Origin of the sequence: Burkholderia sp. Ac-20345, from assembly GCF_017104825.1 — a bacterium.
Lineage (GTDB): Bacteria > Pseudomonadota > Gammaproteobacteria > Burkholderiales > Burkholderiaceae > Burkholderia > Burkholderia lata_B.
In genome coordinates, this window is sequence record NZ_JAAGPO010000017.1 from 23,123 (window position 1) to 44,980 (window position 21,858).

Genomic DNA, 21,858 nt, shown 5'->3' on the forward strand with positions numbered 1-21,858 from the left:
GGAATATCGCCGTGTGTTCAACGACGACGGATTGAAACGGCGAGCGCCGGTATCAATCAGAGAATCTGAGAAAACGACCGCATTCAAGACGGAATCATCGTCCCAAAACAAAATCGCCGGCCTGAATCCATATCGGATCCAGGCCGGCGATCGTCCATTACCGCGGAATGGGCGACGCGCGACTATCGCTGCGCTGCCGCACTGCCGTGCATCATGCCGATGCCGAGGTCTCCGGCACCTTCACCTTCATCACGCGTCCGTTGTCCGGATCGTTGTCGTCGCGCGGGTCGTCAAGCTGCCCTTCCCACTTCGCGACCACGGCCGCCGCGATCGAGTTGCCGACCGCGTTGGTGGCCGAGCGGCCCATGTCGAGGAACATGTCGACGCCCATGATCAGCAGCAACCCGGCTTCGGGCATGTTGAACTGGTTGAGCGTTGCCGCGATCACGACCAGCGACGCGCGCGGCACGCCCGCCATCCCCTTCGACGTGACCATCAGCATCAGCAGCATCGTGATCTGCGTGCCCAGCGGCAGATGAATGCCATACACCTGCGCGATGAACAGCACCGCGAACGTGCAGTACATCATCGAGCCGTCGAGGTTGAACGAATAGCCGATCGGCAGCACGAAGCTCGAGATCTTGCGGTTCACGCCGAAGCGGTCGAGCGCGTCCAGCAGCTTCGGATACGCGGCTTCGGAGCTCGCCGTCGCGAACGACAGCAGGAACGGCTCGCGGATCAGACGGATCAGCGTGAACGCACGCTTGCCGAGGAACGTCACGCCGGCGAGCGTCAGCACGCCCCACAGCAGCGCCAGCGCCAGATAGAAGCTCGCCATGAACTTCGCGAACGTGAGCAGGATGCCGAGCCCCTGGGTCGTGATCGTCGACGCCAGCGCCGCGAACACCGCGACCGGCGCGAACCACATCACCGCGCCCGTCACCTTCAGCATCACCTGCGCGAGATCGTCGATCACGCCGGTCAGGCGCTTGCCCGACTCGCCGAGCGCGGACAGCGCGGTGCCGAAGAAGATCGAGAAGACGACGATCTGCAGGATTTCGTTGTTCGCCATCGCTTCCGCGATCGACTTCGGCACCAGGTGGACCACGAAGTCCTTCAGCGTGAACGCGCCCGTCTTCAGGCCGAGGGCCGCATCGGACGCCGGTAGCGGCAGGCTCAGATGGCTGCCCGGTTGCAGGATCGTTGCGGTCAGCAGGCCGAGCAGCAACGACGTGAACGACGCGATGAAAAACCAGCCGAACGCCTTGACGCCGACGCGGCCCACCGCGCTGCCGTCGCCCATCTGCGCGATGCCGACGGTCAGCGTCGCAAATACCAGCGGTGCGATGATCATCTTGATCAGGCGCAGGAAAATGTCGGACAGCAACGACACGTAGCCGGCAACCTCCTTCGCCATGTTCGGGTCGGGAAACGCGCTATGACAGGCGTAACCCACTGCGATACCAAGAATCATCGCGACAACGATGTACTTGGTGATGTTGTGCTTCTTCTTCATTAGTAATCCAAATCACAAAGCTTATGTTGCTAACGGCTGGCACATCTTTCGCGCCCGGCTACGAATCGAAACCCACGTCTCTCTGGGTGCGACAAGTCCGCCTTTGGCTGTCGCCATGGCGGACAGGGGGGGCATTCTAACGCAAATGGCCCCCCTGCTTTCAATTCTGAAAGTCGGCGGGGTTGATCTGCGTCCGGATGCCGCCGAAATGGCGCGATTTGTCGCGATCCTGCCCGCTTCCTGCGTGACCAGGACGGTAATCGGGCCACATCGTCGTTCACGCCGGGATCGCCCCGGTTCACGCGCCGGCGGCAGGAAACCGCGTCGCCGGATCTCCCTCCTTCCTCCCCGGCCGTATCGCGCTGCGTGACGACACCGCAAGCGATCGCGACACATTCACACAAAGATGCGCAGACCTTGACACTACGGTACGTAATGCGTCTGTAATATTTGGAAACGATTCGCGGTGACGCCACGCCCGGGCGTCGATGCGCAATCGCGCATCGGCAACACGGAACCGGGTTCGAGTCACTGCTTTCAACAGGTTGACGCATTCATTTTCTCAGCAGTCCTGCCAAATGAATGATCGAGAAAAGGCGGCATCGTGATGAACATTCTGTATACCAACTTCCACGGCGACTACGGCGGCGGCCAGGACACCTACGTCCGCGATCTCGCCGCCGCGATGAGCCGGCATCATCGCGTAACCGTCGCGTCACCTGAAGGCAGCCGCCTGTCGCGACTGTTGCAGGACAGCCCCGACGTGGCGATCTTCGACATGGAATTCAAGCCGCGCTGGAACCGGCTGTGCCAGGAAATCGTCCGGCTGCGCCAGCGGATCGTCGCCGAGCGCTTCGACGTCATCCACGTCAACGGGTCCGCCGATCACCGGCAGGTGATGCTCGCGCTGCTCGGCTGCCGGTATCGGCCTGCGGTCGTGCTCACCAAGCACAACACCTATCGCGCCGACAGCTTCGGCAACGTGCTGCGCGCCCGGCTGGCAACCGACCACACCATCGCGGTGAGCGACTACGTGGCGGGCATGCTCGCGCTCCGGTCGCCGTACGGCAACGTCACGGTCGTCAAGCATGGCGTGCGCCGGCAGGACGCGGAACGCCTGGCTGGCGACGAAATCCGGCGCCGCAAGGCCGCGCTGTTCGGGCCGTCCGCCGCAGACGCGATCGTGCTGGGCAGCAGCGCCGGCACCGCGCCGGAAAAAGGCTGGATGGACCTGATCGCGGCGCTGGGCCGCCTGCCCGAACATGAGCGCGAGCGGTTTCGCGTGCTGCTGGTCGGCGCGGAGCCGACCGGCGAGCAACGCGAGCAGATCGCGCACCACCGCATGGCCGCGCGCACCGCTTTCACCGGCCGCCTCGACGACGTGCGGACGCCGTTCTCGATCATCGACGTGTCGTTCGTGCTGTCGTACCACGAGAGCCTGTCGTACGCGTGCCGCGAAGCGATGTCGCTCGGCTGCCCCGCAATCGTGACGCGCGTGGGCGGGCTGCCCGAGAACGTCGAGCCGGGCGTGGACGGCTGGGTCGTCCCGCCGCGCGAACCCGAAGCGATCGGGGAAATCCTGCGCGCGATCGTGCGCGAGCCCGCGTGCGTGCGTGCGATGGGGCGCAGCGCACGGCTGAAAGGCAAGCGCGAGTTCTCGTTCGAACGCTTCGTGGACGCGACGCTGTCCGTCTATCAGAACTCCATTCGACACAACCCCAATCGTTGGGTGACATCCTTGAGGTCCGTTTAATGGCAATGAACATCTGGAAGAAGTACTGGGACCTGCGCACGCAGGAGTGCCCGTGTGACGTGCACTTCGTCGAATGGCTGGAAACCGAGCGCCTCAACGGCATCCGCATCTATCACTTCGGCACCGGCGGCCACCATCATGTCGGCGTGGAATGCGCGCGGCCGCACCTGAACAACACCGTCTTCGGCGTGACCGCATCGCCGAAGGAATACAAGTCGTATGTCGATCTCGTCACGCGGCAGCCGGAGGTGAGCAAGACCTACCTGGCCTATTTCGGCGACATCTATACGAGCAATTCGGACCTGCTGCCGGCGTTCGACGTCGTCACGCTGTTCCATCTGTGCGAATTCCGCGACGAGACGAACAGTCGCTACGGCGCGAAGACCGACGCCGAAGTGCTCGAGCTGTTCGCTCGCCATACCGCGCGCGACGGCCACCTGCTGTTCTACAAGGGCTCGTCGGCGTACCGGAAGGCCGAGCCGATCATCGAGCAATGGGCCGCGAATGCCGATTTCGTCGAAATCGGCGACTTCAAGACCCTGCGGATCTTCCGCAAGGCCGCGTAATTCCCCGTTCTCGCGACCCGCTCATGCCGCTGTCCGCCACGCGCTACCCGATCCTGATGTATCACCAGATCCGCACGCTGCCGCCGCCGCCCGACCGGCTGCGCGGCCTGAGCGTCGCGCCCGATGCGTTCCGCCGCCAGATGACGCTGTTCCGGCGGCTCGGCTACCGTGGCCTGAGCGTGCGCGAACTGCAGCCGTACCTGCGCGGCGAGCGCCGCGGGAAGGTGTTCGGCATTTCGTTCGACGACGGCTTTCTCAACGTGCTGACGCATGCGATGCCCGTGCTGGACGAGCTCGGCTTCACCGCAACCTGCTACTTCGTCGCCGGCCGGTTCGGCGGCGAGAACGACTGGGATGCGGGTGCCGATACCGCACGCTCGCCGCTCATGACGTGCGCGGACATGCTCGCATGGCGCGATCACGGCCATGAAATCGGCTCGCATACGCTCGATCACGTCGCGCTGTCGTACGTGCCGCCGCACGTGTCGGAGGTTCAAGTCACCGAATCGAAGCGGCGGCTCGAAGCGTTGAGCGGCCAGCATGTCGAATCGTTCTGCTACCCGTACGGCGACCTGGACCCGCGCGTCCGCGACCAGGTCGCCGCCGCCGGCTACCGCAACGCGACGACGACCCGGCGTGGCTGCGCCGATGCATCCGACGATCCGTTCCTGCTGCCGCGAATTCCGGTGGCGGGCGGTGTCGGTGCGATGCGGCTTTGGTTCAAGTGTGCAAAAGCGCGGATTCAGGGGCGCCGGTAGTTCACGCTGCATCGACCGTCGCCATGGCTATTCCTGCCGCCCGCCGCAGAATGCCAGCAGGCCGGCCAGCGCAATCCCCATGAACATGACCCACCCCGGCGCGAGCACCGTCCAGCCTGCGGCGACGCTACCGATGAAGTTGCCGAGCATCCCGCCGATCGCCCACGAAATCGCCGACGCGCCGAAATAGCTGCCGGCATTGCCGTCCGTCGTCAGGTCGGCAAGCGCAATATTCGACGCGGGAAGAATCAGGCTTTCGCCCAACGTGAAGACGATCGCGATCACGATCAGGATCACGAGCGACGCATCCGCGCCCCGATCGCGGGCGAACAGCAGTGCCGCAATCGCGAAACAGCCGCACAACGCGGCATGCCCGATCACCATCATCGAGCGCCAGTTCGTGCGCTGAAACCAGCCCATGCCGAGCCAGGCGGTAGCGATTCCGATCAGCGCATTCGTGATGTAGAACGGTCTCACGCCGCCATAGCCGTGGGCGCCATGTGCAAAGGTCAACGGGATGAATACGTAAATCTGCGTGTACACGGTCCAGAACGGGACAAGCGCCCAGCAGAGCCGGCGAAACCGCCTGTCGCCAAACGCGACCAGCACGCCGCGCAGCGGATGCACCGCGCCCGCGTTGCGCCTTCTTCGCCCCGCGATCCACGGTGCAATCAGCGCGAGCGCCGTGAACACCGCGCCGCTCACGAGAAACGGCAGCGCCCCGTTCGTGTTCGGCACGACGAGCAGCAGCGCCGGACCGATCAACGCGCCGAGATTGAGCGCCAGGTTGTTCAGCGCGAACACCTTTGGACGCACGGCGCCATCGAGCGAACCGAAAATCGAATACGCGGTCGTTTCGTAAAGCGCGGCCCCAAGCCCGGACAGGCACGCCCACATCAACAGGCCCGGCAGCGATAGCGCAAACGCGAATCCGGCAAACCCCGCCGCGCGGCACAGCAGGCCAAGCGTGGTCAGCACGCGACTGCTGAAGCGATCCGTCGACGCACCCAGCACCAGCGGCAGCAGCCGGCTCGCCAGCAGATTCACCGTCAGGACGCTGGCGACGCTGCTCGCGTCCAGATGGCGCTCCATGTCCAGGAACGCGGCAAGCAGCGGCAGCGACCCGAACACCGACAGATTCACGAGGAACTGGAAGATCAGCAGGATCCGTGTCGACGCCGGCACGCCTTCCGCGATTCCGGTGAGCCATGCGACCGGCTTGTTGCCCTTCTGGCGAAACGGGTCGACTCTGTCGCCGGACACTCGGCGATCGCAATCATCCATCATGTTCTCCGCTGACGTTCGATGCCGGCCAGACGGAGCATGAAAAAAGCCCCGTCCGTTTCCGGCGGGGCTTGGGGTGGGTTCGACACACTGGCCTACGACGCGCAACCTCCTCCCGGCCCGCCATTGGCGGTCGTGGTGGTAGTGGTAGTCGTGGTCGTGACGAAAAGTGCGTTCATGTGACGAATCTAGTCAACCTGCTGTCGGACGTCAATACGTCGACTGCGTAGCCCGTCACACAGGAAGTCCGTCGACATCACGGAAAACTCGCCGGCCTTCCTGATGTCGTGCGGCCGCCAGACCGGACGACCATCCACGCGATGCAATGCACTCATGGCTGGAAGGCCCTGCGCATCTGCGCTCCAGCGACATCGAACACCTGACGGGCTGCCGCCGTCACGCCGACCATGTGAATGCACGCATGGATCATCCCCGGCAGCACGACACAGTCGACCGGCACACCGGCCTCCCGCAATCGCTCTGTATAAGCCTGCGCGTCGTCGCGCACCGGGTCGTACTCGCACGCCAGCAACGTGGCCGGCGGCAAACCCTCGAGCGAAGCCGCCCGCAGCGGCGACACGCAGGGTGAGCTGCCGTCGGCCGGATCGGTCAGGTACAGGTCGAAGCAAACCCGCATGATCTCTTGCGTCAGGTAGTAGCCCTGCCCGAAAGTCCGATAGGACGTCGCGCTCATCGACGCATCCAGCGGCGGGTACAGCAACAGCTGATGTGCGATCGACGGCCCGCCCCGCTCCCTTGCGACCAGACAGGCCGCCGCCGCGAGGTTGCCTCCGGCACTGTCGCCGCCGACGGCGATGCGCGCCGGGTCCAGCCCCAGGTTGGCCGCCTCGCCGAACACCCAGTCCAGCGCATCGCAGAAATCCTCCAGCGGCACCGGAAACCGGTGCTCCGGCGCAAGCCGGTAATCGACCGACAGCACGACGCATTGCGTCGCGTTGGCCAGCGCGTGGCAAGGATTGTCGTAAAGCTCGAGCGTGCCGAGGCACCACCCGCCGCCGTGCGCATAAACGATCGCCGGCCGCGGAGCCGCGTGCGCCGAAGCGACCGATGGCCAATAGGCCCGTACACGAATCTGCCGCCCGTCGCGTGTGGGCACCTCGAAGGTTTCCGGACGGTCGACCGCTTCCAGCGGTCCATGCCAGCCCCGCAGAGTCGTATCGGTCGCCTGGCGCAACGCGTCCAGCGACGTAGGCGCCTCGGCCAGGGCCAGGCGCGCCAGCAGCGCGGCGATGTTGTCGTCGATCGGCATGTTCAGCGGCTCCGTTCCAGGAACGGCAGCAGATGACCGATGAACGCGTCGGGCGCCTCTTCCATGATGAAGTGACCGCAATCGGGCACGACGGCGCCCTGCAGATCCGTCGCGTTGTCCCGCATCGTGACCAGCGGCGCATCGCCGGTGGCGTGTTCGGCACCGATCGCGAGCACCGGCATCGTCAGCTTGTGCTGCGCCCGTTCCTGGTTCTGGCGGATCGTCTCCGGAATCGCGCGGTAATAGGAGAAGCCGCCGCGCAAGCCGCCCGGTGCCGCATAGGCGTCGATATACACATCGACGGCCACGCAATCGCGCCGGAACGACCAGCGGTTGAACATGAACTCCAGATAGGCCCGCTCACGTCCGGCAATCAGCGTCTCGGGCAGATCGGCCAGCTGGTTGAACATGAAATGCCACAGGAAGATGTTCTCTTCCGGCGGAGCGAAGATCGACGGCGCGGGCGCCAGCCCGGGAATCACCGCCTCCGTCAGCGCCAGCGACTTCACGGCCTCGGGCCGATCGCTCGCCAGCGCATAGGCCACCCACATGCCGACGTCGTGGCCCACCACCTGATACACATCGAAGCCAAGCTGCGCCATCACGCGATGCAGCGTGGCCGCCGTGTGGCCCGTGTCGTAACCCGCATGCGGCCGGTCGGAATAGCCGGTGCCGGGCGGATCGACCGCGATGGCCATGAAGCCGTGCGCGGCGAGCGCCTGCATCACATGACGCCATGCGTACCAGGTTTGCGGCCATCCCGGAATCAGCAGGACCGGGGTGCCTGCGCCGGCCGTGACGCAATGGACGCGCTGGCCGTCGATGCGCACGTATTGATGAGCAAAGTTTTGAGCGTCGGCTGACGACGACTGGAGTTGAGCGGACATATCGATTGTTCCTCGTAAGGGGGGCCGGCTCAGGCGATGCCGAGCATGTCGTGGATTTGCCGTTGATCGACCGCGGCACCGGCGAAGTCGTCGAAGATGCGCTCCGTCACCCGGATGATGTGGTCGTTGATGAACGCGACGCCTTCGCGCGCGCCGTCCTCCTGGTCCTTGAGGCAGCACTCCCATTCGAGGGTGGCCCATCCTGTGTAGTCGTACTGAGCAAATTTCGAAAAAATCGCCTTGAAGTCGATCTGACCGTCGCCGAGCGACCGGAAACGGCCGGCACGCTCGAGCCACGAACTGTAGCCGCCGTAAATCCCCTGACGGCCCGAAGGCAGAAACTCGGCATCCTTCACATGGAACATGCGGATGAAGTCGCGGTAAATATCGATGTATGCCAGATAGTCCAGTTGCTGCAGCACGAAGTGGCTGGGATCGAACAGCATCTTGCAGCGCGCGTGCTGGCCGACCAGCGCATGGAAACGCTCAAAACTGACGCCGTCGTGCAGGTCTTCGCTGGGGTGGATCTCGTAGCAAAGGTTGACGCCGTTTTCATCGCAGACGTCGAGAATCGGCCGCCAGCGGCGCGCCAGCTCGTCGAAGGCCGTCTCGATCAGGCCGGCGGGCCGTTGCGGGAACGGAAACAGGTAGGGCCACGCAAACGAGCCCGAAAAAGTGCCCATGTCGGTCAGCCCCAGGCGGCGTGAAGCCCGTGCCGCCAGCGTGAGCCGATCCAGCGCCCATGCGGTGCGCGCGGCCGGGTTGCCGCGCACGGCCTCGAGCGCGAAGTTGTCGCACATGGCGTCGTACGCCGGATGCACGGCGACCAGTTGCCCGAAGATGTGGGTAGTCAGTTCGCTGATCTCCAGCCCATGCACAGCCAGCATGCCCTTCACGTCGTCGCAATAGGCCTGGCTCTCCGCGGCGGTCTCGACGTCGAACAGCCGGCTGTCCCACGCCGGAATCTGCAGCGCCTTGAAGCCGACGCCGGCGGCCCATTGCGCGATATTCGGCAAGCTGTCGAACGGCACCGCATCGTCGGCGAACTGCGCGAGATGGAGACTGGGGCCCTTGAGGGTACGCATGATCAACTCCTATTGTTTGTTGATCGACAAAGAATAGAATAGCGGGACGGTGCGTGTCAACACGACGCGCGATAAAATCGGCGCACGATGTGACGACGGACGAAAGGGATATGGCGGGACGACCGAGAGAATTTGATCGCGACATGGCGCTGAAACGCGCGATGCTCGCGTTCTGGCGACGCGGCTACGAAGGCACGTCGATGTCCGACCTGGTCGAAGCGATGGGCATCGCGTCAGCGCGCATCTATGCCGCCTTCGGCAGCAAGGAAGCCCTGTTCCAGGAGGCCATTGCGCTCTACGAGCAAGGCGAGGGCGGCTTCGCCGATCGTGCGCTCGGCGAGGAAACCGATGTCCGCGCGGCCGTCGAACGGATGCTGCGCGATGCCGTCGCCGCCTATACCCGGCGCGGCCAGCCACACGGCTGCATGGTGGTCTCCGCCGCGACCAACTACTCGGCCGAAAACGAAGGTGTGATGGAATGGCTGGCCGCCCATCGGCGCGCACGCACGCAGTCGATCGCCGAGCGCCTGCAGCTTGCAGCCGAACAGGGGCAGCTCAAGCGGGGCGCCGACATCAACGCGCTGGCCGATTTCTATGCGACGCAGCTGCACGGCATTTCCGTTCAATCCCGCGACGGGGTATCGAAAGAGCGTCTGCTCGCCTCCATCGGGCCGGCGATGATGCCGCTCGCGATGGCGGTGCGCGACGGGGCGTGACCCGCGACCGGGACACCGTTCCGGAAGGGCCGCACGTCGCCCGTCGCGGAAAAGTGTCGCAGGCACGGTACTCCCGAAAAATCCGTCTTCGGGAATACGTGCCGTGCCGGCCTAGAACGTATGACGCAGGCCGACCACCGTACCGACGGTCGTCCCACGCCCTTCGTGCAACGCGCCGTTGATCGCAAGCCCGGTATTCATCAGGCCATGGTTGTGGACCACCCCGACCTGCCCGTAGACCGTCGTCGCCTTCGACAGGAAGTACCTCAAGCCGATCGCCGTCAGCACCGACCGATTGGCGGTATCGTTGCCGTCGCTCGTCAGCCAGGCGCCCGCATCGGCTTCGACGGCAGGCGTGATCAAGTAACTTGCCCCGGCGCCGTACACTCGGCTGTCGAACCCGCCGCTCACCTTGTAGAGCGCGTAGGAACCCTTGACGGTCAGGTTGCCGACACTGTATGCCGCGCCGATGGTACGACCGGTAAACGGCACGGTGCTCGGAATCGGCGTCCCCGCCGTACCACCCGCGTTGCCGTTGTAGAGCGCTGCCGTGACGAGGAACCCGCCTCGCTGGTATTTGAGGCTCGCCGAATACTGCCGCCCCGCCTGGAAATCGCCCGCCTTCCCGCCCAGTCCGAACATCGCGCTGCCCTGGAAGCCGGCGATGTCCGGGCTCGTGTAGGACACGGCGTTCTGGTTGAACAGCCCCGTCACCAGCACGCTGTCGACATAGATGACGGCGCCGCTGCCAAAATAGGCCACGTCGCGCGGGTCGGTTCCGATCAGCGACAGCACGAACGGCGAGTATTGCAGGCCGGCCTTGACCGACCCGAAATCGCCGCTCAACCCGATCCATGCCTGACGGCCGAACATGTTGCCGTTTGAATTGCCGAACCCGCCGCTCGGGATGTCGATGCCGCTCTCGAGGACGAACGTCGCCTTCATCCCGCCGCCCAGATCCTCCACGCCCCGCAAGCCGAATCGCGATGCCGCCGCGGCACCGTCGACCATCGCGAACTTGTGGCCGTCGTTCGCGCCTGTCTTCGTATTCAGCGACTTGTTCGTGTAGAGCACGGCGGCATCGAGCACCCCGTAGAGCGTGACGCTGCTCTGGGCATGCGCCACGCCGGACGTCGCGCCCAGCGACGCAGCAATGGCCAGGCCGAGCGTTCCCTGACGCCATGTCGATTTCATGTCTATCCTCCAAACCCAGATCGTTATTTTCAATGTCGCGTCACGGCGGGATGCCGATCGGCGCTTTCGCTACACGTCACAACACGTCCGTCGCGGCCGGTTCTCGCACCGCACGGAGACTTCCCGATCCGGACTCGTCACGTCCGGCAGAAACTGAACACGCGTCGACGCGATCGACGACACGTCCGTGGCCCTCATCGACGGCATTGAATGTCGAACGACAGGCAATCGTCGCGGGCCATCCGGCATTCGCTACCGAGGCGAGCGAGCCGTCACTGCCCACGATGACCCGCGCCGGCCAACGTTGCGGTTGCGGCCACGACGGGCCGATGCGGCTGAAGGTGGGAATGGCGCGCGCAAATCGCGTCGACTGACGGCAACGCTCGCGATGGCGCACGTGCGTCAGGAGGCGAACCTCATCGTGCCCGCGTGCGTGATCGGCGGCATGCAGGTACAGGTCGATGAATTCCGATCGATCGGCGATGCGGTAGGCAAAAAGGACTCCTTGACGAACTTCCGGTAGGGCTTGATTCGACACAGCACGTCTTTCACGACGTCATGCGAAACGGTGATTACCGTATCGAGGCGCCAGACCGACGTGGAATGAATGCAAGACTAAGAGCAGGCCGGGGGGATTTGCCCCCCTCCAAAGGGGAGGCAGGAGCCTGGCGACGGGGGGGCACCACGCGATCACCCCCCTACCGTGGGAAAACCCTCATCGTCGTGGGGGCGACTATTATTATCATGATGTGGTGCATTCCGGACTTTCCCCCCATGAACTTGCCGTCCGAATCCGATGAGCCTCTTTGGAATCTCTCGCTGATACAGACGAAAATGGCGCCACCGCGCCCGCCCCGGTTCCGAGTCGCGCGGCGGACGCTGTCGAAAAAGCTGGCCGCCGCGGCCGAACACGCGGTCACGCTGGTGATCGCACCGGCAGGGTTCGGCAAGACGACGACGCTGTCCGAATGGTGCGAAGTGCTCCGCACCCGCCATCAGCTCGTCGCGTGGCTGAGCCTCGACCATGACGACGACAATCCCGACCAGCTCGGCGCTTACCTCGTCGCTTCGTTGAACCATGGAACGGGCGGCATCGGTCAGCAGGCCGAAAAGCTGCTGCGCAGCGATCCGATGACGCCCGGCAAGACCGTCATCTCCGTGCTGCTCAACGAGATCGCCGCGTGCGGCAAGCCGGTCTTTCTGATCCTCGACGATTTCGACCGGCTCACGTCGCCCCCGGTATGTGCGGTGGTGTCGCGCCTATTGCGCTACGCGCCCGCCAATTTCCACGTGCTGCTCGGCGCGCGCGGGGAGCCGAGACTGGCGCTGGCCCAGTTCCGCACGCATGGCCAGCTTCTGCGGATCGACGAATCGGATCTGCGCTTCTCCGCGGACGATGCGCAGGCGTTCTTCGCGCGCACCGGCACCGCGCCGCTCGACCGCGGCGCCGTCGAAATGCTGAATGACGCCACCGAAGGATGGATCACGGGCCTGCAACTCGCGTCACTGTCGCTGAAGGAAGAAACCGATGCTGCCAAGGTCGCACGCGATCTCGCCGGCAATCGATTCGGCATCGACACGTATCTCGACGACGCTGTTCTGTCGCACCTGCCGCGTCCCGTATATCAGTTTCTGCTGCGGACATCGATCGTCGATCACCTGAGCCCCGGCCTCTGCGACGCCATCATGGGTGCGGGCGCTCGCAGCTGGGAGAAGCTCGACTGGCTCGAGCGTCACAACCTGTTTATCCGTGCGCTCGACGACGAGCGGCAATGGTTCCGCTATCACGCCCTGCTGTCCGACGCGCTGAGGCGGCGTGCCGCGCGCCAACTGGCCGATGAATTGCCGCGGCTTCACCAGCGCGCCGGCGAGTGGTTCGCGAACGCGCGGCAATGGCCGGACGCCGTGCGTCACGCGCTCGCCGCCGGTGACGCGCTGCAGGCCGCGATCTGGGTCGAGAACTGCGCGGCCGCATTGATGGATCGCAGCGACGTGAACACGCTGTTGAGCCTGATCGGCAAGCTGCCGCGTCAACTGGTGAAGTCGCGGCTGCGCTTGCGACTCGCCAATGCATGGGCGCTTGCGTTCCTGATGCGCATGCCGGAGGCCGGCGACGTGCTGCGACACGCGCAATCCGACTTTGCGCGCCATCATGCGGATCGCACACGAGCAGAAGGCGAACCCGACGCGGCGCTGCCGATCGAGATGATTGCCGTCGACGCGGCCATCTCCGGCTTCGACGACGACAGCTACCGGTCGCTCGAGCTGGGACGCGAAGTCGTCCTCTCGTCGTTACCCGCCTCCGCGTGGGTCAGGCGGCTCGGGGAAACGGCGCACATCTTCGGCCTGATCTACGACAGTCGCTTCGACGAGGTCGAACGACTCAGGCTCGGCGCGGCCGCCGTCCCGGCCGACGATCACGACTTCATCTACGCCAACGTCTACCGCGAATGCATGTTCGGGCTGAACCTGCTGGTGAACGGCCGCCTACCGGAAGCGATGGTGCTGATGGAGTCCGCGATCTCGCATGCGGAAGCGAACGTGTTGCGCCATTCGGCGGCGGCGGCGGTTCCGGCGGGCTACCTGGCGGCACTCTGCTACGAGCAGAATGATTTGTCCCGCGCGCGGCAACTGATCAACGATCGCTCGGCCATCACGGCGGAAGCGTGCCCGCTGGGCTCCCTGTCGAGCTACTGCCGCACCGCGGCGAGGCTCCATGCGCGCAACGACGATATCGCGTCCGCGCTACTGTGCCTGAAGCAGGCCAGCGAAATCGCCGCCTCCCGACACTGGTTGCGCATGCGTGCGTCGTGCGACGCGGAAATCGTGCGGCTGTGTCTGCAGCAGGGCTGGATAGATCGCGCGAAGGAAACCGCCGACGCACTGGACGCGCTGATGCCCGAGCAGATCCCGACACCGATGGGCAGTTTCATCGAGACGTGGGCAAGCGGGTGCGAGATCCAGGCACGGCTCGACATCGCGACAGGCCGGCCGGATCGCGCCGCCGAACGGCTGCGCGAGTTGAGGACCACGCTCTCCCGTGCCGGGATGACCTACCTGGAAGCGCGGATGTCGCTGTTGTACGCGGTGGCGCTCCAGCAGGAACACGCGCAAGAAGCGGCGTCGGCCGCACTGACGGACGCGCTGCGCTACGCGCAGCCGAACGGCATGATCGGCAGCTTCGTCGATGAAGGCGAACCGATGCTGCGCCTGCTGACGAAGTTGCGCCGCGAAGCGTCCGAACGCGACGGCGTTCAACCGGCCTTCGTGGACCGGCTGCTCGCCGCGTTCGACCCGCGCCGCACTCCGGCGGACGACGGCGACGTGCGCGACGCCCGACACCTGCTCAGCGCGCGTGAGATCGAGATCCTCAATCACATCGCCCGCGGCATGTCGAACAAGGAAATCGGACGTGCACTGCGCGTCGCGCCCGAGACCGTCAAGTGGCATTTGAAGAACATCTTCGAGAAGCTCAAGGTCGGTTCGCGCTTCGAGGCCGTCCAGAGTGGGCTCGGCGTGACACCGGCCGAGCGCGGCAAGGCAAGGGAAGCGAATTCCTGAAACAAGCGCGACGTATCGTATTCCTGACGATCAGGCTACCTATTTCCGGCTTGCGAGAACGAACCGACGTTGCCCGATCGGTTCCGAAAATTTCGATACCCAGCTGCGGAATAGCGTTCGCGCCGTTCGGTTTCATCCCCCAGGAAGGAGTTCATCGATGAATAAACTCACCACCACCACCGGCGCACCCGTTGCAGACGGCCAGGACGTGCAGACCGCCGGCCCTCGCAGCCATGCTGCTGCAGGATCTGTGGCACTGGGAGAAGCTGGCGCACTTCCATCGTGAAGTCATCCCTGAACGCCGCATGCAAGCGAAGGGCTCAGGCTCGTTCGGGATCTTTACCGTGAACGGCGACATCACGCAGTACACGCGCGCCAGGGTGTTTTCGCAGATCGGCAAGCAGACCGACCTGTTCGCCCGCTTCTCGACCGTGGCCGGCGAGCGCGGCGCGGCCGACGCCGAGCGCGACATCCGCGACTATGCGGTGCCCGGGTCGCGCCGGGTCAGGCGCGGCACCAGCAGCAAGGTGGCGGAGATCGACTTCACGAAGCCTCATGGGCCGCTGCTGCTGATTGGCGGGGAAGACGATCACATCATCCCTGCCGCGCTCAATCTCAAGTACTTCAAGCAATACAGCGATGCATCGTCGGTCGCGGATTTCCGTCAGTTCGAAGGGCAATGCCACGTGCTGATTGTGGATCAGAACTGGAAGGATGTGGCCAGTTACGTCAATGACTGGCTGGACAAGCGTTGAATGCCATGATCTTCCGCGTGCGTCGCGCAATGATGTCGATACGGCTACGAGGGTAGCCGGAAGCGTCAGTTGCGCGGCGCGACGGCATGGTCGTGGAAGGGGGGCGACTGCGATCTGGCCAAAACCGATGTCGAACACCTGATTTGCGGCGACGCGCAGCTCAAAAAGATGGATGCCGACATGAACTGCGGTTCTGTCCTGATGCAGCCGCAGTATTCAAAGGAAATCTCCTGTCGGGATCGATCAAAGCAAGTGGATCTCGATGATCGGAAACAAATCTACAATGCTGTTTCGGCCGGACGACACCCGTCGAAAATCAGGTGCGTGACCACAATGGACCAGGATATTCAGACCATGCTCCGCCGCTATCGCGAACGAGATATCGACCTGCATCAGTTGCGCGTGTGGCTGGACGGCGAAAGAACGCGTGCGGACGCCCAAATCCCGCGCGGTGAATTGCTGAAGCTCAAGCGAGGCAGTGAAGCGCAAAGCAACGGTGCGATCGCGCGTCTGATTCCGGCTTGCGTACACTGTCTCGGTATCGGCGAACCCAAAGCATTCATATCACACGAGGAGTCTCAGCAATACGCCCGTCGTCGTGACGCGGCCCTCGCAAACAGCACTCTCTCCGAAATTCCTCAGCCTCATTTTTCGTCCGAAGGATCCGATTCGGCGGGTTCGGCCATGTACTGTCGCTGCGCCTGCTGCCGCTCGATCTGGGCATTCGTCGAGCCTGAAAAGGCGGAAAGCGGGTCATGGAACCGAATCATCTAGGTGCGGCGTCCGAAATCCGATATCTCCATCGCGGTCAGCGTGCCGCCGGACACGACGGATTCAACAGGTCAATGCAACAGCTTGGTGGAATCGTTTAGCCGGTATATCGAAGTTTAGTGTCTTGCGTGGACGTTCATTGAGCCGTCGGACAATGGCGTCGAGCCTGGCTGGATTCCGAGAATATCAACGCGAGACTCACTGCCTGACGGGTCGCAAATCCCGCCTCACGTCACCACTCTGGCGCATCGATTCCATCGTTAGTTTTCAAGATCGGAAACCCCTATTGAGTGTTCGTGACCTCATGAGCACACTCTTTGCCGAGGCTCATTCACTTCCTCGGACAAATAATTCGCGGGCGGGGATAAAAATGAAAATATCGAGTCTTGAAGGACTGCGTGGAGCCGCTGCATTGCTCGTCGTGATTTTCCATATGCAGTTCATGTGGCACGGCATGCGCTGGCTACAAGGCGGCTATCTCGCCGTCGATCTGTTCTTCGTGCTGTCCGGCTTCGTCATCGCGACGACCTACAGCGAACGCATGACCGATGGTCTTGCGTGGCGCATCTTCATGATTCGTCGTTTCGGCCGCCTGTACCCAACTCAACTGGTCGCAAGCATCGCGTTGTTCGCGCTGCTGAATGGCTCTGCGTTGCTATCCGGTGGCATGCTCGCCGCTCGGTCCTCCCTGCCGTCGCCCACCGAATTATTCGCTGTGTTTACGATGTCGCAAGGGCTGCCGCTCTATGGACACCTGGTCGGGTTGCCTGTCACGTGGTCGACGAGCTGCGAGTTTTTCGTCTATATGTTGTTCGGTGCGCTTTGCCTCGCGCTACGCGGCCGCGCGCGCGTCGCTACGTTCGTCGCACTCGCGGCCTTCGGCTATGGTGTCGCGGTCGCCGCCTCCATCGGATCAGCCTCGTGCATAAGCGCTGGCGGATGCTTCAATCTGCTGTTCGACTATGGGTGGGCGCGATGCCTCGCGGGCTTTTTTCTCGGCGCGCTGATCGCGCACTGTCGGACGACGCGCGCAGTCGTCGAGCTGACGCGCCCGCTGACGCAATGCCTTGCTCTCGCCTTGGCGATGATGGTGATCGTAGTCAGCGCGCGTGATTACAAGGGCATGAGCCTTTCCGTTGCCTCGTTTGCCGCACCGTTCGTGTTCGCGCTACTCGTCGCTGCGCTGTCATCCGATCAGGGGCCGGTCGCACGCCTGTTCTCGCTGCGCGTGTTCCAATGGCTCGGCGCGGTGTCGTACTCCGTCTATCTGGTGCACGATGTTTTCCGCCCGCTGCTTGACTATTTCGCGTCGCGTGCAACGTCGCCGGTGTTAATCGGCGGCTCATTCGTCCTGGTCTCTTACGGAACAGCGCAGATCCTGCATACGCGCGTCGAGCAACCGTGGCGTGCACGTATCTATGCGTGGTCGGACAGTCTTCGAGAAAAGGGAAGGTCAGTCGCGATTGAGTAGCTGCGGCCTTCGATGTCTCAATGGTTGGACGCAGCTCACATGGTGTGTGCGACGCTTTTCGGGCCGCGTCGTCATGCGAACGAGCCGACGGGATCGCGAACCATCCCGCCGGCCATGCGCTCGCCGGGCGCATCCGCCCGGCTACCCGTTACCGGTCGTACTCGAAGGACTCGGTGAAGAGCGTGTCGGCCGGGTCGGACCAGCTCAGGTTCACGAACGAGAAGTCCGTGCCGCCCGTCCAGCCGGCCACCGACGGGAACGCGACGCCCTGATCGCCCGGCACGTTGAGCGTCACCGCAGCGCCCGGCTGGACCGGCGTCGCCGATGCCGAACCGTTGACGAACACCGCCGCCGTCTGCCCGGCCGCGGTTGCGCGGATCTGCACGTTGCCGCGCTTGACGAACGGCAGCCCCGATTTCGACGTCCAGGCCAGCGGGAAAGTCGCGCCGCCCGCGAACGTGCCGGCAGAGCCCGGCGTCAGCTTGTCGCGCGTCGACTGCGCCAGATCGTGCCACGCGTACTGGCGCAGCGCATCGGGCGTCGGCGACGGCGTGCGCAGCCGAACCGTGTAGTGCTTGGCCGGCGTCGACGTGTTGCCGTTCTGGTAGACGTCGATCGTATAGGCGCTGAACGGCTTGATGTTGGCCAGCTCGGCGGCGCTCAGTTGCGGCTTCGCCCAGGCGGTATTGTTGCGCGGCGCGTCGCCGGGCCACGTGAACAGGCCCTGGTTGGCCGGGTCCTGCGCGACGCCGGCCAGGCGGAAGTTGTTGCGGCACTGCGCATTCTTCGCCAGTGCGGCGAGCTGCGCAGGCGTCTGCCCGCTTGCGATCTGCGCACGGATGTTCAGCGTGTCGCAAGTGCCGCTCGACGGCTGGAGGAACACGCCGTTGCGCAGGCCGGGGCCGTTGACGATCGCGAAGTCCACCGCCGTGCCGGCCGCGTCGACGGCACCCACCTGCAGGTTGAGCGAATCGACGAACGCGTTGGTCCCCGTCGACGGATTGGCCGGATTCAGCCAGTCCCACTTCTGCGCGTTCGCATTGACCTTGCTCAGTACCGCGCGCTGGTTGCCGACCACGCGCCAGCCGGTATCGCCGTTGGCGAGACTGCCCGCCTTCACCGCAAGCTGTACGTGCTGCTGCATGCCGTCGCGAATGCCGTCGCTGCGCGTCCACGCGAGCTTGACCCACATCGTGTCGCTGGCAACGACACGGATGACTTCCGGCAAGCTGAAGCTGGCGTTGTTCATCGCATCGTCGGCCACGATGCCCGGCGTGCCGCCGGCCGGCGCACCGAACTCCTGGTCAACCGACATCCCGTTGTTGAGGTACGCGGCGGGCACGCCTGCATTCAGCGCGCCAGACGCGACGTTGTTGACAAAGATCTGGCCGCACGCCGATACGCTGCCGCCCGTGCGCGCGGAACCGGTCGAACCGGCGAAACACTGGTTGAGCGCGCTCTGCAATGCTGCCAGATCGCTCGCGCTCGGCAGGTTCGACACGACCGCGCCATTGATGGTCGCGGCGGCCGGCAGGCTGGCCTTGTCGCTCGCCTGCGGCGCGACGCCGGGTGCGAGCTGAAGCTGCACCGGCGTATCGCTGGACGCGCCCGCCACCGAGCTGATCTGGACGCCGCCGTCCGGCAGGACGTTGATCTTCACCTGGTCAAGCAGCCGGTCAAGACCCGGCGCGCCCGCGGTCAACGGGCCGGAAATCAGGTCGACGCCCGTATTGCCGGTGGCGGCCAGCAGGTCGGCCAGCGCCGAAGAATAGGCCTGCACCGTGCTGGCAACGGCCTGGGCCGTGACCTTGCTTTGCAGCAAACCGGTGTCGGCCAGCAGCTTGGTCGGATTGTCGCCGATGATCGTGGCGGCGATCGCGTTCGTGATCGGCGTGATGTTGATCGTCTGCGTGCCGGCCGTGGCGCTGAGCGCGATCAGCGTGGCCTGTGAATCGGCGACGTTGCCGTATGCGGACAACGCGAAAGGCGCGGTCAGGCCCGTCACCGTGCAATGAAACGCGCCGGTTGACGCATCGGCCGGGCAGTCGACCGCTTTACCGGTCGCATCGACCAGTTTCACGGTGGCGGCCTGCATTGCAGCGCCTGAGGCCGCGACCCCACTGACCGTCTGCGCGGCGGGCTCCGACGGCGGCGAGGATGAACTGCTGCCGCCACCACAAGCCGACAGGACGAGCACTGCAATACCGGATACGACAGGCGTGAGTTTCATTGCGTTTCCCCCGAGATCCTTCTGGTTGATGCGTGTCATATGCACCGCTCATGCACGCTGGATGGCCGGGATTCTCGCAAAACCGTTTTTTACGATCATCATTCAGGTGAATGAAAATCGGGAAATAACACGGTGCGAAACGCAAATAACCCGTGTTAGTCTGAATAAAATTCGGTATTCGAAGCAATATCGTCAGACAAAACCCACATACGAAGATCGCGCAGCGACGGGGGAAACATGCAACGGGACCAACTCATCGGGGACCTCTACGAGGCCGCGCTGCAGCCGGACGGTTTTCTTGAAGTGTTTCATCGGGTATCCGAATCGCTCGGCGCAAACGTTTTTCACATGTTCAGCTGGGACGCCGCGCGCAATGCCCCGCAATTCTCGATATATTCGCCGCGCGTGGAATTCGACGAAATCATCGCGCGCTACGAGCGGTATTACGGCGCGCTCGATCCGCGCCGCGGCTTCGTCGAGAACGCACCGCTCGGCGAATTCGTTTGCTGCCAGGATCACCTGACCGAGCGCGACGTCGAGCGCAGCGAGTTCTTCCAGGACTATCAGATTCCGGCGGGATTTCGCTACCTGATGGGGATTCGCTTCGCGCGCCCCGGCAGCGACAACATTCTGCTCGGGTTATTGCGAGCGCACGGCCGGACGCCGTATTCGTCGGAAGAACGCGCGGCCCTGACCGGTATGGCGGGGCACCTGCAACGCTCGATCAACCTGTGGCGAGACGCGAGCGTGCTGCACCGCGACGCCACACTCGGTGCCGAACTGATGGAGGAGTTGGGCCTATCCGTCTTTGCGCTGGACAGGCACTCGCGCGTCGTGTTCGTCAACCGGGCGGCGGAGTCGATGCTGCGCGCCACCACCTGCCTCAAGCTCGAGAACGGGCACCTGAGCGCGACGAGCGCGCCGCAGAACGATGCGCTCAAGGCGGCGTTGACGCGCGTCGCGAAGACCCGCAAGAGCGAAAGCCTTGCCCTTTCCGGCACGTCGGTCGCAGCGCATGAAATTTTTCTCAGCATCGCGGTACTGTCCGGACAAGCGCTCCAAGCCACTTTCGGCGATGCGACGATGCTGGTCACGGTCAGGCGACGCAGCGCCACCCCGCTCGTCGTCGCACAACAGCTGCGGCAGTCGTTCGGCTTGTCGAGCGCCGAAGCCGCGGTCGCTGAAGCGTTGATCAGCGGCAAGACGCCTGACGAATGTGCAGCCAGCGCGGGTGTGTCGCTTGCGACGGTTCGCACCCAGTTGCGTGCCATCTATGAAAAGACACACTCGCGGAATCAGGCCGAAGCCGTCGGTCGGATGCTGTGGGTACTGCCGCAACACAAGCGCAAGGATTGACGCCTCGAAGCTGCGAGCAGGTTGGTGGTCAAAATGCCACTGCATGCTGCACCGGGTTCGGTATGGCGGCGGAGCAATGACCGCGTCGCAAGTTCATGCGGACAAGCCTCGGACGTGAAATGGCCGTTGTGTGACTCCAATGCGACCGCGACGATAGTGCGTTGTCAGCCGAGCATGGTGTGAGATGCCCCGCGATCCAATATTCTCGTCTCTAGTCTTTTTTATAAGGAAACGCAGATCGCATTCTTCACTCATAGAGTGTGGTCATTTATTCAAATGACAACATATTGACACTGCGGACATCTTTTCCGAGAGACAACAACAAGTGTGGGCTCTCAGAAAAGTTGTCTTTGGCACCCTGGACAAATCAAGGACTTGGACATCTTTTTTGAGACGACTGCATGGCGCACGTCTCAGAAAAAGTGTCCTTGGGCACGGGAATTCTCAGAAAAGTCGTCCGTGGGAAGATTGCCCATCTGCGTCGGGGTAACCGACCAGATGAGCGCCATTGCCTGCACAAAAGCGCCGCTACGGCTATCGCCGTATTCACGTGCTGTTGCAGCGTGAGGGTTGGCTCGCGAATCACACATGCATCTGGCGCCAGGTGAGTGCGGACCGGAGCGCTAGTGATGCCTCGATCGCGTCCATGAGAAGAGTCAGCTCCTCAGGTGAATTCTTGATCCAG

16 protein-coding genes and 2 pseudogenes are annotated in these 21,858 nt (G+C 63.8%); 10 read left to right on the forward strand and 8 right to left on the reverse strand.

All coding sequences use genetic code 11. The features are described 5' to 3' along the window. Positions 1-211: 211 nt before the first annotated feature. Positions 212-1,516, reverse strand: coding sequence for a dicarboxylate/amino acid:cation symporter (locus G3O06_RS09360; RefSeq protein ID WP_174967871.1), 1,305 nt, complete (start codon positions 1,514-1,516; stop codon positions 212-214). Between the two features lie 607 nt (positions 1,517-2,123). On the opposite strand from G3O06_RS09360, the gene G3O06_RS09365 reads away from it, so the two are divergent. The 3 genes from G3O06_RS09365 to G3O06_RS09375 are packed head-to-tail and all read left to right on the forward strand — an operon-like array spanning position 2,124 to position 4,593. After that, positions 2,124-3,269: a glycosyltransferase family 4 protein gene (locus G3O06_RS09365; protein WP_174989009.1), complete on the forward strand. Its 1,146-nt coding sequence runs from the start codon at positions 2,124-2,126 to the stop codon at positions 3,267-3,269. Beyond that, positions 3,269-3,835, forward strand: coding sequence for a hypothetical protein (locus G3O06_RS09370; protein WP_241019688.1), 567 nt, complete (start codon positions 3,269-3,271; stop codon positions 3,833-3,835). Before G3O06_RS09365 ends, G3O06_RS09370 begins: the two co-directional genes overlap by 1 nt. A 23-nt stretch (positions 3,836-3,858) precedes the next feature. Further along, a complete protein-coding gene (locus G3O06_RS09375; RefSeq protein ID WP_205815821.1) occupies positions 3,859-4,593 on the forward strand; it encodes a polysaccharide deacetylase family protein in 735 nt (244 codons plus the stop codon). Between the two features lie 27 nt (positions 4,594-4,620). Here G3O06_RS09375 and G3O06_RS09380 read toward each other — a convergent pair whose 3' ends face one another. From G3O06_RS09380 to G3O06_RS09395, 4 genes are all read right to left on the reverse strand, one after another. After that, on the reverse strand, positions 4,621-5,856 hold the full coding sequence (locus tag G3O06_RS09380; protein ID WP_205815822.1) for an MFS transporter: 1,236 nt from the start codon (positions 5,854-5,856) through the stop codon (positions 4,621-4,623). 352 nt (positions 5,857-6,208) lie between these two features. Continuing rightward, positions 6,209-7,147: an alpha/beta hydrolase gene (locus G3O06_RS09385; protein WP_205815823.1), complete on the reverse strand. Its 939-nt coding sequence runs from the start codon at positions 7,145-7,147 to the stop codon at positions 6,209-6,211. 2 nt (positions 7,148-7,149) lie between these two features. Next, entirely contained in the window at positions 7,150-8,034 is an 885-nt protein-coding gene (locus G3O06_RS09390) for an alpha/beta hydrolase (protein WP_205815824.1), read from the reverse strand. Positions 8,035-8,063: 29 nt separating this feature from the next. Continuing rightward, positions 8,064-9,119 (reverse strand): sugar phosphate isomerase/epimerase family protein, encoded by a 1,056-nt coding sequence (locus G3O06_RS09395; RefSeq protein WP_205815825.1) that lies wholly within the window; start codon positions 9,117-9,119, stop codon positions 8,064-8,066. A gap of 110 nt (positions 9,120-9,229) precedes the next feature. Between G3O06_RS09395 and G3O06_RS09400 the strand changes: the two genes are divergently transcribed. Next, positions 9,230-9,835, forward strand: a complete 606-nt coding sequence (locus G3O06_RS09400) for a TetR/AcrR family transcriptional regulator (protein ID WP_174917860.1) — start codon at positions 9,230-9,232, stop codon at positions 9,833-9,835. A gap of 111 nt (positions 9,836-9,946) precedes the next feature. Here G3O06_RS09400 and G3O06_RS09405 read toward each other — a convergent pair whose 3' ends face one another. Continuing rightward, positions 9,947-11,029 (reverse strand): porin, encoded by a 1,083-nt coding sequence (locus tag G3O06_RS09405; RefSeq protein WP_205815826.1) that lies wholly within the window; start codon positions 11,027-11,029, stop codon positions 9,947-9,949. 76 nt (positions 11,030-11,105) lie between these two features. Beyond that, positions 11,106-11,567 (reverse strand): hypothetical protein, encoded by a 462-nt coding sequence (locus tag G3O06_RS09410; protein ID WP_205815827.1) that lies wholly within the window; start codon positions 11,565-11,567, stop codon positions 11,106-11,108. A 296-nt stretch (positions 11,568-11,863) separates the two neighbouring features. On the opposite strand from G3O06_RS09410, the gene G3O06_RS09415 reads away from it, so the two are divergent. The 4 genes and pseudogenes from G3O06_RS09415 to G3O06_RS09430 all read left to right on the forward strand — a co-directional run bounded on the left by G3O06_RS09415 (position 11,864) and on the right by G3O06_RS09430 (position 17,587). Further along, positions 11,864-14,590, forward strand: a complete 2,727-nt coding sequence (locus G3O06_RS09415) for a LuxR C-terminal-related transcriptional regulator (RefSeq protein WP_205815828.1) — start codon at positions 11,864-11,866, stop codon at positions 14,588-14,590. 157 nt (positions 14,591-14,747) lie between these two features. Continuing rightward, positions 14,748-15,075: pseudogene (locus G3O06_RS09420) on the forward strand (catalase); the annotation flags it as partial. Positions 15,076-15,414: 339 nt separating this feature from the next. Beyond that, on the forward strand, positions 15,415-16,119 hold the full coding sequence (locus G3O06_RS48965) for a hypothetical protein (RefSeq protein ID WP_241019692.1): 705 nt from the start codon (positions 15,415-15,417) through the stop codon (positions 16,117-16,119). Between the two features lie 301 nt (positions 16,120-16,420). Further along, positions 16,421-17,587, forward strand: coding sequence for an acyltransferase (locus G3O06_RS09430; protein ID WP_205815829.1), 1,167 nt, complete (start codon positions 16,421-16,423; stop codon positions 17,585-17,587). Positions 17,588-17,735: 148 nt separating this feature from the next. On the opposite strand, the gene G3O06_RS09435 is transcribed toward G3O06_RS09430, so the two are convergent. Further along, on the reverse strand, positions 17,736-19,817 hold the full coding sequence (locus G3O06_RS09435) for a hypothetical protein (RefSeq protein ID WP_205815830.1): 2,082 nt from the start codon (positions 19,815-19,817) through the stop codon (positions 17,736-17,738). A gap of 237 nt (positions 19,818-20,054) precedes the next feature. On the opposite strand from G3O06_RS09435, the gene G3O06_RS09440 reads away from it, so the two are divergent. Both G3O06_RS09440 and G3O06_RS48970 read left to right on the forward strand, forming a co-directional pair. Next, positions 20,055-21,173: a helix-turn-helix transcriptional regulator gene (locus G3O06_RS09440; protein ID WP_205815831.1), complete on the forward strand. Its 1,119-nt coding sequence runs from the start codon at positions 20,055-20,057 to the stop codon at positions 21,171-21,173. Between the two features lie 508 nt (positions 21,174-21,681). Beyond that, positions 21,682-21,774 (forward strand): annotated as a pseudogene (locus tag G3O06_RS48970) (IS3 family transposase); the annotation flags it as partial. Between the last annotated feature and the right edge of the window lie 84 nt (positions 21,775-21,858).

Bases quoted from the DNA above. Each gene is read 5' to 3' on its own strand.
- G3O06_RS09360 (WP_174967871.1), bottom strand. From the start codon at position 1,516: ATGAAGAAGAAGCACAACATCACCAAGTACATCGTTGTCGCGATGATT.
- G3O06_RS09365 (WP_174989009.1), top strand. From the start codon at position 2,124: ATGAACATTCTGTATACCAACTTCCACGGCGACTACGGCGGCGGCCAG.
- G3O06_RS09370 (WP_241019688.1), top strand. From the start codon at position 3,269: ATGGCAATGAACATCTGGAAGAAGTACTGGGACCTGCGCACGCAGGAG.
- G3O06_RS09375 (WP_205815821.1), top strand. From the start codon at position 3,859: ATGCCGCTGTCCGCCACGCGCTACCCGATCCTGATGTATCACCAGATC.
- G3O06_RS09385 (WP_205815823.1), bottom strand. From the start codon at position 7,147: ATGCCGATCGACGACAACATCGCCGCGCTGCTGGCGCGCCTGGCCCTG.
- G3O06_RS09390 (WP_205815824.1), bottom strand. From the start codon at position 8,034: ATGTCCGCTCAACTCCAGTCGTCGTCAGCCGACGCTCAAAACTTTGCT.
- G3O06_RS09395 (WP_205815825.1), bottom strand. From the start codon at position 9,119: ATGCGTACCCTCAAGGGCCCCAGTCTCCATCTCGCGCAGTTCGCCGAC.
- G3O06_RS09400 (WP_174917860.1), top strand. From the start codon at position 9,230: ATGGCGGGACGACCGAGAGAATTTGATCGCGACATGGCGCTGAAACGC.
- G3O06_RS09405 (WP_205815826.1), bottom strand. From the start codon at position 11,029: ATGAAATCGACATGGCGTCAGGGAACGCTCGGCCTGGCCATTGCTGCG.
- G3O06_RS09415 (WP_205815828.1), top strand. From the start codon at position 11,864: ATGGCGCCACCGCGCCCGCCCCGGTTCCGAGTCGCGCGGCGGACGCTG.
- G3O06_RS09430 (WP_205815829.1), top strand. From the start codon at position 16,421: ATGAGCACACTCTTTGCCGAGGCTCATTCACTTCCTCGGACAAATAAT.
- G3O06_RS09435 (WP_205815830.1), bottom strand. From the start codon at position 19,817: ATGAAACTCACGCCTGTCGTATCCGGTATTGCAGTGCTCGTCCTGTCG.
- G3O06_RS09440 (WP_205815831.1), top strand. From the start codon at position 20,055: ATGCAACGGGACCAACTCATCGGGGACCTCTACGAGGCCGCGCTGCAG.